Origin of the sequence: Nostoc sp. KVJ20, assembly GCF_001712795.1 — a bacterium.
Lineage (GTDB): Bacteria > Cyanobacteriota > Cyanobacteriia > Cyanobacteriales > Nostocaceae > Nostoc.
The window spans coordinates 1-13091 of the sequence record NZ_KV757696.1; the positions used below are offsets into that span (position 1 = coordinate 1).

Annotated in this window: 10 protein-coding genes, 1 tRNA gene and 1 rRNA gene; 6 read left to right on the forward strand and 6 right to left on the reverse strand. The window is 41.2% G+C overall.

The features are described from left to right. Positions 1-100: ribosomal RNA gene (locus A4S05_RS29060) — 16S ribosomal RNA — on the reverse strand; the annotation flags it as partial. Positions 101-413: 313 nt separating this feature from the next. Here A4S05_RS29060 and nadC point away from each other — a divergent pair. Further along, a complete protein-coding gene (gene nadC, locus A4S05_RS29065) occupies positions 414-1280 on the forward strand; it encodes a carboxylating nicotinate-nucleotide diphosphorylase (protein WP_069073252.1) in 867 nt (288 codons plus the stop codon). A gap of 35 nt (positions 1281-1315) precedes the next feature. Here the strand turns inward: nadC and A4S05_RS29070 are convergent, their stop codons facing one another. Beyond that, the gene (locus A4S05_RS29070) at positions 1316-1819 is read right to left on the reverse strand and encodes a GNAT family N-acetyltransferase (RefSeq protein WP_069073253.1); all 504 of its coding nucleotides are present in this window, start codon (positions 1817-1819) and stop codon (positions 1316-1318) included. Between the two features lie 732 nt (positions 1820-2551). Between A4S05_RS29070 and A4S05_RS29075 the strand changes: the two genes are divergently transcribed. Continuing rightward, positions 2552-3475: a hypothetical protein gene (locus A4S05_RS29075; protein WP_069073254.1), complete on the forward strand. Its 924-nt coding sequence runs from the start codon at positions 2552-2554 to the stop codon at positions 3473-3475. A gap of 68 nt (positions 3476-3543) precedes the next feature. On the opposite strand, the gene A4S05_RS29080 is transcribed toward A4S05_RS29075, so the two are convergent. Continuing rightward, positions 3544-5214 carry a dipeptide ABC transporter ATP-binding protein gene (locus tag A4S05_RS29080; RefSeq protein WP_069073255.1) on the reverse strand — a complete coding sequence of 557 codons (1671 nt, stop codon included), beginning with the start codon at positions 5212-5214 and terminating at the stop codon, positions 3544-3546. A gap of 358 nt (positions 5215-5572) precedes the next feature. Here A4S05_RS29080 and A4S05_RS29085 point away from each other — a divergent pair, with 358 nt between their 5' ends. Continuing rightward, positions 5573-5821, forward strand: coding sequence for a hypothetical protein (locus tag A4S05_RS29085; RefSeq protein ID WP_069073299.1), 249 nt, complete (start codon positions 5573-5575; stop codon positions 5819-5821). Positions 5822-5844: 23 nt separating this feature from the next. Here A4S05_RS29085 and A4S05_RS29090 read toward each other — a convergent pair whose 3' ends face one another. After that, positions 5845-6627 carry a TrmH family RNA methyltransferase gene (locus A4S05_RS29090; protein WP_069073256.1) on the reverse strand — a complete coding sequence of 261 codons (783 nt, stop codon included), beginning with the start codon at positions 6625-6627 and terminating at the stop codon, positions 5845-5847. Positions 6628-6698: 71 nt separating this feature from the next. Beyond that, positions 6699-6779, reverse strand: a tRNA-Leu gene (locus A4S05_RS29095). Between the two features lie 408 nt (positions 6780-7187). Here A4S05_RS29095 and murA point away from each other — a divergent pair. After that, complete coding sequence (gene murA, locus A4S05_RS29100; protein ID WP_084227315.1) at positions 7188-8555, forward strand: UDP-N-acetylglucosamine 1-carboxyvinyltransferase; 1368 nt, start codon at positions 7188-7190, stop codon at positions 8553-8555. A 637-nt stretch (positions 8556-9192) separates the two neighbouring features. Here murA and A4S05_RS29105 read toward each other — a convergent pair. Next, positions 9193-10815 carry an iron uptake porin gene (locus A4S05_RS29105; RefSeq protein ID WP_069073258.1) on the reverse strand — a complete coding sequence of 541 codons (1623 nt, stop codon included), beginning with the start codon at positions 10813-10815 and terminating at the stop codon, positions 9193-9195. A gap of 406 nt (positions 10816-11221) precedes the next feature. On the opposite strand from A4S05_RS29105, the gene A4S05_RS29110 reads away from it, so the two are divergent. Beyond that, on the forward strand, positions 11222-12172 hold the full coding sequence (locus tag A4S05_RS29110) for a metal ABC transporter substrate-binding protein (protein ID WP_370684496.1): 951 nt from the start codon (positions 11222-11224) through the stop codon (positions 12170-12172). A gap of 91 nt (positions 12173-12263) precedes the next feature. Then, positions 12264-13040: a metal ABC transporter ATP-binding protein gene (locus tag A4S05_RS29115; protein WP_069073260.1), complete on the forward strand. Its 777-nt coding sequence runs from the start codon at positions 12264-12266 to the stop codon at positions 13038-13040. Positions 13041-13091: the final 51 nt, after the last annotated feature.

A 13091-nucleotide genomic window follows, 5' to 3' on the forward strand; every position in this document is an offset into this window, starting at 1 on the left:
TCACCCGTCCGCCACTAAATCCCGAAAGATTTCGTTCGACTTGCATGTGTTAAGCATACCGCCAGCGTTCATCCTGAGCCAGGATCAAACTCTCCGTTTTGTATTGGAAAGCTCTATAGCTCAATTAGCTGCTCTTTTAAAACTTCAGCTTAGTTCTCTTTATTTGCTTGACGCAGGCCACTTGTTGTATAATGGCTTTCAAACTATAATATTTTCAAGGTTCGGTGTCCTTCAGGCGTCGCTCTTTCGCGCTCCGCTTCAGGCACTTATTCAATATAGCGAACCTACTTCATTGTGTCAACTACTTTTTCCAAAATATTTTGGGATTGTTTCTTCGTCACTATCAAAGCCTTAGGGAGTAAGGGTTTTAGGCTATAGTATTTCTGGATGTCACTAAGGAAGCAATTAAAGTTGTGAGGAATTCTGGTATTTTGCCGCCCTGGTTGGTTTTAGATCCACTGTTGCGTGGCTGGTTGATGGAGGATATTGGCAGGGGCGATCGCACTACAAATACCCTACTAATAGAAGATGTGACTCTAGGCTCTGCTAAATGGATCGCTAAAGCTTCAGGGATAATTGCTGGCTTACCAGTTGCAGCTAGGGTGTTTCAAATTTTGAATGAAAAAGTCAGCTTTGTGGCGGTTGCGGCTGAAGGCGCATGGTGTGAGCCGGGACAGGTAGTAGCTGAAATTCATGGTTCGCTGGATGCGCTACTGATGGGAGAACGGGTGGCGCTCAACTTGGCTATGCGGTTGAGTGGGATTGCAACGCTGACTAATATATATATAGAGAAAATTGCTGATTTACCTGCTCAGTTGGTGGATACGCGTAAAACCACACCAGGGCTGAGACTGTTGGAAAAGTATGCAACTGCTTTGGGTGGGGCAATTAATCACCGCATGGGTTTGGATGATGCGGTGATGATTAAGGATAATCACATTGCTGCTGCTGGGGGAATTGGAGAAGCTGTTACCCGTATTCGTTCTCAGATTCCTTATCCCTTGACTATAGAGGTTGAGACGGAAAGTTTAGAGCAGGTGAAAGAAGCTTTGCAGCATAAGGCTGACATTATTATGTTGGACAATATGCCTTTGGATATGATGCGTCAGGCGGTGCTGTTGATTCGTGAGCAGGATAGCCGAGTGAAAATTGAAGCTTCGGGGAATGTGAATTTGGAAACGATTCGCGCTGTGGCGGAAACGGGTGTTGACTATATTTCGAGCAGTGCGCCGATTACTCAGTCAAAGTGGCTGGATTTGAGTATGAGGATTGTACTTTAAATAAAATGAGGCGGATCATCACTTGTGCGATCGCTTTAAACAAAAGGTTTACTAATTCGCAGTCCCATGATCACTAAGTCCCGTTCAACACTATCAAGTTCGGCAATGTTAGGTAAATGTCCCCAGCGCTGAAAGCCAAACGTTTCAAAGAGTTTTAAACTGGGCTGATTGTGGGCAAAGATGAAGCAAACTAGGCTCTTTATACCTAAACTAGGACTTTCGTTAATTGCTTGTGCTAAGAGTTGCCGTCCCAAGCCACACCGATGAAAGCTAGGGGCTATGTAAATACTAATTTCGGCAGTCTTACTATAAGCGGGTCGCCCATAAAAGGATTGGAAACTAAGCCATCCAGCGATTACTCCATCTACTTCAATTACCCAAAGTGGCCGTTGTGAAGGCGATCGCCCCTTAAACCAAGCAAGGCGACTTTCCACTGATACTGGTTCTAAGTCAGCGGTTGCCATGCGGCTGGGAATTGCAGTGTTGTAAATTGCCACAATTGCAGGCAAGTCAGTTTCAGTCGCATGGCGAATAGTCATTGATACTGTCTCGGAAAAATCTTCAGAAAATATTTAAAAATAATACAGTGTTAACAGTAGCAATTCTATGGATTCTATCGTGATTGTCACAGATACTTTACCAGGTAGGGGACTCGTACCTTACATCAGATAATTGCTAACTCTACTAGCAAGTATGCGATAAACCACTACGAAAGACACCACTGTTGCTATAACTAGAGGAAAATTCAAACGCACTATGTACTGTATTTTGTGTAACAGAGAGGCTTTATAACTCCTTACTTTTAAATTCTAAGTTTTTATTCCTAAAGCATCGTTCAGCATTCATCCTAAAGAAATAGATAGTTCTATTATGTCAGGAAAAATCAAATCTTTTCTCTGAATATTTATATAGTAATTTTTTAATATTGAGATAATTTGTTTTTTTAAAATTCAGTGTGCATAAATATTGTAGCAACATTTTTACTATAAGCTTTTATCCTTTGAAAACGTATAAATCCTTTATTAGCAAGATTTACAGGCAATTCAATTATGTTTTTATACATATAGAATTTAGGTTTATGTCTAACACTAAATTCTATTTTGCAGTCATATTTACAAAAGCTGATTTTAAGTTCGTATTAATCAGTACAAGTTTTATATATAACTCAAGATAGAGGTTGTCACCATAAATAATTCCTTAAAATTAATCAATATAAATATAAGCATACACATAAGCATCAAATCTATAGATTAAAATTAAGTGAACCTGTTATGTCTATTAATTGTTTAAAAAATCAAGATAGTAATATTCCAAATATTGTCGAAATAGCGCTTTTTATAGATAAAATAAAAAATAGCATTTGGCTTTTTGGTATTCCATCTTGGCTTTTCGGGATAACCGATAGAAGTATAGCTGTATTTGCCGATGGTTCTTTATCTGCTATAGAAATATTTCAGCTATTTACAGCCTCTTTCTTTTTTATGAGTTGGCTATATTTAAAGCCAGAAGAAAGCTTCAATAGCAATGATTTAGACCCCACTCAATATCAAGAATATCTCGCTCGTACTCAAGCTAACAAGCTGCAAATAAGAAAGCTACACATGATTAGCCAGGAGTATATTTTACCTTTCCCATATATTTGCCAAATATATCATCTATTGAACTTAAAACATTTAGAAACAGTTCATAGATTTAGCCTTAATAATCTTAAAATTCTTAATATCAGCCAGTTTCAAACTACAAATGTTGGTGGTAAAATCACATTTCAAACGATATTAGATTCACCAGCTAATCCTTTGAGAATTTGGCGGCAGCCAACTGTGGAGGTGGATTTAATATTACATACTCCCTACACTGTTGAACTGAGTATTCCAGTCTATAATCACAAAAGGATAATTGTGATATTTAATGCTTTCCCTTTAACTGACTCAGAACATCAGTTGTTTATAGATATTTATAGTGACTTAGAGTGGCCAAAGCCATTATTACAAATAATATTGCATTTTGCTTCTTGTTTGACACTTTTTGAAGATTTGCCGTACCTAAAAGCTTTAGCTGATAAAAATATAGAGCGTTTATTCAACTTAAGTAGAACTTCAAATCACGAGAGTGCGTTGCTGTTTAAAAGGTTTGTTGAGCTATATGGATCGAGTGGAGAAGCAACTAAATTACTTGAGGGAAGGGAAGAGAGTTAGGAGACGCGATTAATCGCCTCCGTACAAGAGTTAGGAGTTTAAAAGTTCTAACTCATAATTTTATTTAGTTAAGCGCGTGCTAGTAATGGAGCAGCAGCTAGTAAGGTTTTGGTATAAGGATGCTGAGGATTGGCAAAAATCTTTTTTGTAAGACCGAGTTCGACAATTTTACCGCCATTCATTACGGCAATACGATCGCACAAAAATCGAGCTAACCAAAGATCGTGAGTGATGAATAGATAAGTTAACTCAAACTCTTCCTTTAACTGCAACATCAAATCCAGCACTTGCGACTGCACACTGGCGTCTAACATACTCACGGGTTCATCACAGATTAAAAGTTTAGGGTGAGTAATCAAAGCACGAGCGATCGCTACTCTTTGTTGTTGTCCACCAGATAAATCTGAGGGATAACGCTCATAATAAACTTCTGGCGGTGTTAACCCGACTTTATTTAGCATCCACAAAACCTGTTCTTTTGCCTTGGTAGGATTGGCAAGATTATGGATAAATAAAGGATCTGCAATACTTTGTCCCACTGTCATGGCTGGATTGAGACAAGCATGAGGATCTTGAAAGACCATTTGTATTTGTCGCCGTGAAGAACGAATTTCTTGACGCGACAGTTTAGTTAAATCCTGTCCTAAAAACTCAACTTTGCCACTAGTGGGACGAATTAGTTGCAAAATTGTTCGTGATAGCGTACTTTTACCACAACCTGATTCCCCAACTAAGCCGAGAATTTCTCCTGGATAAAGATCCAGGTTGATTCCATCTACTGCTTTAATTGTCTGCGTTTGTGTATTAAACAGTCGTTCGATAAAGTTAGGTTCTATGGTGTAATGTTGCTTGAGTTCTGTAACACTCAAAATTGGGGATTTCTCATTAATAATCGGTAATTGCTTTTCTCCGTCATTGGCAATTATCAATTCTCCACTATCATTTACTGCTTGAATATGTAAAGCTGCTTTTAAAAGCGATCGCGTGTATTCATGTTGAGGTTGCCGAAATACGGTTTCTGTAGCACCCATTTCGACCATTTTGCCGTTGTACATCACGCCAATGCGATCGCAATACTCAGCCACCATTGCTAAATCATGAGAAATCAGCAACAATCCCATGTTTTCTTCACCGCACAGGCGAGTTAATTCTGTCAATATCTGTGCGGAAACAGTGACATCTAAACTGGTTGTGGGTTCGTCAGCAACAATTAACTTGGGATTGAGGAGTAAAGCTAAGGCGATCGCTACCCGTTGGCGCATTCCACCGCTAAACTCATGAGGATACTGATTCCAACGACTAGCGGGAATATTCACCTTAGCTAAAGTAGCAAGTGCTTTTTCTTTCGCTTCCCGCGTTGATAATTGTGGTGAGTGCGCCTGGAGGGTTTCGATACAATGCTTACCAATCGTCATCAGTGGATCGAGACGTGTCATGGGATCTTGAAAAATTAACGCGATCGCTTCTCCCCGAAATTTCTGCAACTGGTTAGGTGTCAAGTCAAACACCGATTGTCCTTGAAATGTCACGCGTCCCTCAACACGACTAGAGGCTTGTAGTAAACGCATTACTGCCCGTCCAATAGTTGATTTACCACAACCTGACTCTCCCACTAATCCCATTCTTTCACCTGGTTTCAAGGTGAAAGATACATCATCAACCGCCCAGCTTGCTTCTTCTCCACTCCGTGCAGGATAGGCAACTCGCAAATTTTCGATACAGAATAAGGCTTCACTCATAGTTAGTTATCAGCCCTGAGCTACCAGTTTTTATAATTTCAAATTTAGGATAGTCTATCAAATGAAGAAGAATTCAGAACTCAGGAGTCAGAATTCAGAATAAATTCTGTACGACTGGGCGATAGCGCCGCTGAATCTTTTTCCTTGATTATTACTCTATCCCTTTATCGGTAGAGTAATAAGCAATTCAGAATTCTGAATTCTGGCTCCTCTTAATTGGAGACAGCTATCGATATTCTTGATAAGCACTGCTAAAGTTGATACAGCACACAACTATGATGTTATAAGTGCAAAATTTAAATCTGTAGGAACTAGAATCAAAATTAAGTCAGTAAATCAGGATTTTCAAATTAATATTATGGAGCAAAGCCAGCCAGAACAGCGCCGCGCCGCTGATCAAGTGTTTCAACAATCCCTCGAACAGTTGGAGGATATCTTACAAGAAATTTCAATTGAGGAAGAAGAGATCCCCCAACTGCATACTAGTAATTTCACGGAAGTAGAACTTGACGAAGACTTGATAGATATTGATTTAGCGGCTCTTGAAGACGCAGTTGCTGATATTGAACAATATCTCGAAGAAAAAACAAAAACCCAATTGGGGTAAAAAGGTGAACTACTCAGATTTGCCTACTGGCAAATCAATTGCCGTTGAGCTTCGTACAACATTAAAGCGGCTGCGATCGCCACATTCAAAGATTCCACTCCAGGACTCAAAGGAATTCTAACTTGCTGATCTGCGATCGCTGCTAAATCTGCCGACAATCCAGCACCTTCATTTCCCAGTAAAATCATACTGGGTTTTCGCCAGTCCACTTCCCAATAAGTTAAAGTCGCACTCGGTAAAGTTGCCACTACCTGCATTCCTGCTTGCTGACTTTCTTGCACTGTCGCTTTTAAATCTTCGGTTACGGCTGTTGCTAGGCGAAACCATTGCCCTGCGGAAGCACGCAGAACTTTAGGGCTATCTAAATCTACACTATTTCCACTTACCCACAAACCTGATGCTCCAGCGGCAGCAGCAGTACGAATCATCGTACCCAGGTTGCCGGGATCTTGTACGGTTTCTAAAGCTAGCACTAAACCAGTAAATGGTAGTTGAGTTTGCTGTTGGCCTCGTTTTGCCGTTGCCACCACACCATCAGGTTGGACTGTGGTAGCGATCGCATCCAAGACTTCTCTGCTGACAACTTCGGCGCGATCGCATCTGCTACAAGCTTCTGACCACAGCGAAGGGTGGGCTGCTTGCCAATCTGGGGTACAACATACAGTTTCTAGGGGGTAATTCACCGCACAAGCTTCTTCTAACAGGTGCGTCCCTTCTAGTAAAAATAACTGCTGCTTGTGCCGCTCCTTGGTGGAATGCAGCTTGCGAATTTGCTTGACTAGGGAATTTTGTAAACTGGTCAACACGATTTTAGATTTTAGATTTTGGATTTTAGATTAATCCAAAATTGGCAATCTAAAATCCAAAATTGATGATATGCGGAACCCGGGACTTGAACCCGGAAGCCTTGCGGCACTAGAACCTGAATCTAGCGCGTCTGCCATTCCGCCAGTTCCGCTGGCATTTCTACTTATCGACAATTTCTTATTATTGCGTTATGTTTTACCTTTGTCAAGTAAAATTTTAATGCCTTGTTAAAAGGCTCAAACTGTAAACGAGTTTTTTAGGAGATCGGTTAAATAAAAATATTAACTCAACAGTAGAGCATTGATTTTTAGAGAACACTTAAGTTATTTTACTGAGTATTTTTTTTTGCTTAAAAATACTACTTATTCATTCTTTTTTTGAAAATTTTTAAAAAGCTCAAAATGCTTGCTGTTACTTATTCTCAGCCCGGATTATTTACCCAAAAAACAATTTTTTTATGCAAGACGTTGCCCTAAAACGTGGACATTTTGAATCTTTACTGTAGAATCAAAACCAACTTCAAACATATAAAATACGTATTACTTTTGGAGGTAGGCTTATTAATCCTTCTACCAGCTTACCAGATGCGAAAATTGCTCCAGAGGCAGACTCCTCAGTCTTGCAAATTTGGGGCGGGCATCCTTTGCGGGGTCATGTGAAAATTAGCGGGGCAAAAAATTCAGCATTGGTAATCATGGCTGGAGCCTTGCTGTGTCCCGGCGATTGTCGTATCCGCAATGTCCCCTTATTAGCGGACGTTGAGCGGATGGGTCAGGTGTTATCGGCCTTGGGTGTACAATTAACACGACAAGGTGACATTTTAGACATCAACGCCAGCGAGATTAAAACATCAAAAGCTCCCTACGAACTAGTTACCCAGTTGAGGGCGAGTTTTTTCGCCATTGGGGCCATTCTGGCAAGACTGGGAGTAGCGCAGATGCCCTTACCAGGCGGTTGTGCTATTGGAGCCAGACCAGTTGACTTGCATGTGCGCGGACTGCAAGCAATGGGAGCGGAAGTACAAATTGAGCATGGCATTTGTAATGCCTACGTCCCTGGCAGCAGCAGGAGATTAAAAGGTGCGAAGATTTACTTAGACATCGCCAGTGTTGGAGCGACAGAAAACTTGATGATGGCGGCTACCCTAGCAGAGGGTGAAACGATCATCGAAAATGCTGCCAGAGAACCGGAAGTAGTTGACCTAGCTAACTTCTGTAACGCGATGGGAGCGAAGATTAAGGGCGCGGGGACTAGCAGGATTATTATCGAAGGAGTCCCCAAGTTGCATTCTGTTGACTACAGCATTATTCCCGATCGCATTGAGGCCGGGACGTTTTTGTTGGCAGCAGCAATTACCCGCTCAGAACTTCTTCTCTCGCCAGTGGCTCCAGAACATCTCATCCCAGTGATTGCCAAGCTGCGGGATATTGGAGTGACAATAATTGATGAAAAGCCTGACCAATTACATATTCTGCCAGCGGAAAGCCTTAAGGCAACGGATATTGAAACTCAATACCATCCAGGTTTTCCCACAGATATGCAAGCGCCATTCATGGCTTTGCTGACATTGGCAGAAGGCGACAGCGTAATTAACGAATCCGTCTTTGAAAATCGTTTGCGTCATGCCTCAGAGTTGAATCGCTTGGGGGCAGATATTCGTGTCAAAGGCAATGCTGCTTTCGTTCGGGGAGTACCAAAATTATCTGGCGCACCAGTCTTAGGTACAGACTTACGAGCATCAGCCGCGCTAGTCATAGCAGGATTGGCGGCAGAAGGGCAAACCACGATTCAAGGACTACAGCACCTCGATCGCGGCTATGATCGACTCGATATGAAGTTGCAGCAATTGGGGGCTAAAATCCTCCGCGTGGGCGAAACACCAGCAGATGCAGAAATCGCTCCCAGCATCAGTAGCCTGTCAAGTTGAAATTGATCGGTTGAAACTGGCGCAGGGACAAGGGAGATGAGGGAGACAAGGTAAAATTTTCTCCCTTACCTCCACGATCTATACCCTCCGCGCTGCTGAATTCTCCTGATAGATAGAGGCTTTTAAGTTTTATGCATATCTTTTTTTGATGAATTTTCAAGAAAAATCTGTGTTGGCTGTTACAATATTGTTAAGAAAAGTTGCCCGTTGCATTTTGGGAACGCGCAATTGGGTTTTAACTCTCTTGAGAAGACAACGCAAAAAAACATTTTCTAGACCAGCTGTGGGAGGCTGGTCTTTTTGTATTTAAAGTACCCATGCATTGGTTATCTGATAAATCACTACGAACACTTTGAGCATTTATGGGTAGTAAGTTCAAGTCTCAATACGGTTCGGTTAAGGTTTTTTGATGGAAATTGTAGAGCGCAAAAATCCGATAAATCGTTATAAAGACGCGATAAATCGCCGTCTCTACAAGTGTTTTGGTCTTATCTGAACTGTATTGATCTATATTCAGAATCACTATAGTGTTTTGAGATATCAATCCCAGCAAAAATACGGAGTTTTATTTGTGAGACTACACACAAAATAAAAGACGCAAATTTATCCTTTGCGTCTTCTTTTAAGATTTTAAAAATTAGAAACTAAATGTGGTTCTCAATGCACCAATAACAACATCATCATTGTCGTTGTTGTGATCTGGTGATGTTAACCAAATAACTCCTGGAGTAATGGTGATATTGTCACTCAGCTTATACTGGTAGAACGCCTCAAGATGATAGGACGTATCAGGATCACTAGCCAATCCTGCGATGTCAGAGCTTGTCACTTTTGGCTCCACACCAGCGATAATACCTGCTAAGTTACCTTTTTTACCGAGGTCAGGGAAGCCGAGGGTGACAGCATAGTTCCAAATATCAACATCTCCACTGGTTCCTCTTAAACTTTGGCTGTTGGTGTATCCAGCCCAACCACCCAAAACGATATTATCAGTGATGCCAATGGATGCTTGGACGCCGTAAGAATTACTGGAAAATCCTACTTGATCTTCTGGTAAACCCTGGATAGCTGCTATATCCTGGAAAGTGGCAGCATTGCTACCTGTGAGTAGTGGTTGGTTGTAGGAATTGATGTAAGTTAAACCGATAGAAATGCGATCGCTTGGTTTAACTGTCAACTGCGCCAGCGCACCATAAGCACCATTGAACAAACCATTATTAAGGGTAGGGTCATTCGCTGTACCACTCAAGTACCCTAGACTTAGTGCTAATTTATCACTAAACTCGTGTGTTACTCCCAACCCCGCGCCGCCTATTTGGTTATAAATTGGGTTGCGTGTACCAAAGGTAGACAAAGCACCAAAAGCACCATCACCGTCAAAGAGATTGACAGTGCTGGTAACGTCGTCTGCTGCACCTCCATTAGCGATCGCGATCACCTGTGTTTTTTCGCCCAAAGGAAATCTGTAGAACAGTGCATCTATCGCAGCATTAGTAGTACCATCTTCGCCAGCAAAGAATAAGTTACCCTCTGGTGTACCAATATTCGGACTGAGAATATTATTAGCCTGGATTCTGGTAAACAGCGTATCTTGTCCTGTGAAGCTGGTGACAAATTCTACTCGCGCCCGTACTCCTAATGTTGTGTTCTCGTCTGTAATTTCTTCACCGTTGACTGTATTTCCTGACAAAACATCGCTAACGACAGCAACAACTTGTCCTTGCAGTTTGGTTGTGGTTGAAAATTGATTCGCCTCCAATTCAGCAGTGCGTACTTCTACTGCATCTACACGATCTCTAAGTGTCGCCAGTTCTGCGGAATAATCTTCTTGCAGCTTTTGTAATGTGGCTAAATCTTCTTTATTAACTAAATCGCCTGTAGCTGTTGCAATTAGTTCGTTAACCCGATCAAGACAAGCATTCAAACCGGCAGCAAACTCATATCGCGTTAATGCCCGATTACCGCGATAAGTGCTATTTGGGTATCCTGCAATACAGCCATAGCGCTCAACCAACGACTGTAATGCTTGGAATGCCCAGTCGGTGGGTTGTACGTCAGAAAATTGAGACACGGAGGTAACTTGCCCCATTATCTGATCTGGGGCTATGTTCTGAGTTCTTGTGTCTGGATTGGCTAAAACTTGCGGTTGGTTGATTTCAGAATTGCTGGAAGTTTCACCTGCAAATGCAGCAGTATTCACAAATAGCATTACGCTAAAAACTGCTGGACTAACCAGCAGATATTTACAGAATTTTTGCATTTTTTTCCTCACACCAATCTCCAATTCACACCTAAAACACGTTTAAAAAAACGTGTTTTTCATGAAAATATTTCTCAGTAATTTTATCAGAACTAAGCAAACTTTTTAACAAAAAAAGTCAAGAAATCCTAATTATTCAGGGAAAACTAAATTGCAGAAGGCTGTACCGTCTGCAAAAGTGTTGTTGTTATTCATTACACAGGAAATCCAGAATGATATGATGTGCTGTGAATGAGAATGAGAATTATTATAGTATAAAATCAATAATCAGTCTCATTGTCAATAGGAATTATGACAGAGGCAAAACAAGCATCCGTTTTGAGGGGAAAAGACCGTGATGATGAATTACAGAGGACTTAGAACAGGCAGACAAAGAAGCGGCATCTTGTCTATAATTGCTCTGCTAATGTTGTCAATGGCTAGCTGTAGCCAATCGAATCCGAATCAAGGAACAACTTCCGAACAGTCGCCGCAAGTACAGGAAGCTGCTTCTACCCCAACGGCGCAGTCGGGAAAAACTAAAGTAGTGGCGACATTTTTGCCGATATATTTGTTTACTAAGGCGGTAGCTGGAAACGTGGCAGATGTAGAAATTTTAGTGCCGCCAGGTACGGAGGTACATGAATATCAAGCGACACCACAAAATGTCAAAGCGATCGCTACTGCGAATGTGTTAGTAAAAAATGGTTTAGGTTTGGAGGAATTTCTGGAAAATACTATCAAAAATGCCGAAAATAAAAAACTAACTGAAATTGATGCCAGTAAAGGTATTAAACCTTTAAATGAAATTTCACCTGTTGTAAAAACAGCGAAAGAGGAAAAAGACCACGACCACAATCACAGCCACGCCCAAGGTAATCCGCACGTTTGGTTAGATCCAGTTTTGGCAAAACAGCAAGTAACAAATATTCGGGATGGATTAGTTGCTGCTGATCCAGCGAACAAAGCTATTTATGAAGCTAATGCTGCTGCTTATATTAAAGAATTAGAAAATTTAAACAGCGAATTTCAACAGACTTTACAAAAAAATCCTAGTTGCACCTTTATTACCTTTCATGATGCGTTTCCATATTTAGCTCAACGCTATAAACTCAAGCAAGTTGCTGTGGTGCAAATTCCCGAAGATCAACTTTCACCAGCGGATGTGCAAAATGCAGTCAATGCTGTGAAAAAGTACAAAGTTAAAGCTTTATTTAGTGAACCAGGAGTAGATAACAAACTTCTAACCAGCCTATCCCAAGATTTAAATTTAACTTTGCAGACGCTAGATTCATTAGAAACTGGCGAAACAGATCCACAGCATTATTTCAAAGCGATGCAAGCTAACTTGCAAACTCTAGAAACAGCTTGTAAATAGGTTTGTCATTTGTCAGATGTCCTACCCTGCGGGAAGCCGCTAGAGCGTCTATGTCCTTTGCAAATGACAAATAACCAATGAAAAATAACCAATGACAAATGATATTGCTATTTTGAAAGTAGAAGGATTAACTGTCTATCAAGGCAGCTATCTAGCTGTTCGAGATGTTTCCTTTGAATTATTGCCAGGAACAGATACAGCCATAGTTGGCCCTAACGGTGCTGGTAAAAGTACCCTGGTAAAAGCGGTTTTAGATTTGATACCTCGAAGTGCTGGTACGATTGAAATATTAGGTCGCCCAATTGCAAGACTGGGGCGTTTACGTCACTTGTTGGGCTATATGCCGCAAAATTTCATCTTTGACCGTAGTTTTCCCATTTCTGTCAGCGAATTGGTAGGACTGGGATGGGCTAAGGAAGGTAAAAGGGGGGATTTATTTTTTTCCAAGCTGTGGAGACAAGACCGAGAAAAATCGGCAGCAGTAACAGAAGCTTTACGGCGAACTGATGCTTATCATTTACAGCATCAAGCTATTGGTACTCTTAGCGGTGGTCAACTCAAGCGGGTTTTATTGGCTTATTGTTTGGTAATGCCTCGAAAACTGTTGGTACTAGATGAAGCCTTTGCTGGTATTGATGTGCAAGGTGCAGCAGATTTTTATGCTTTGCTAAATGAATTAAAGCGAGAGGAAGGTTGGACAGTATTGCAAGTTTCCCATGATATTGATATGGTAAATCGCCATTGCGATCGCGTGCTTTGTCTGAACCAAAGCATTGTTTGTACTGGTAAGCCAGAAATTGCCCTTTCACCGCAAAACCTTTTAGCAACCTACGGCCCAGGTTTCAGCCGCTATCAGCACCAACATTAAAATAATTCGTAATTCGTAATTCGTAATTAGACTCCCAGAATTAGTTAATGC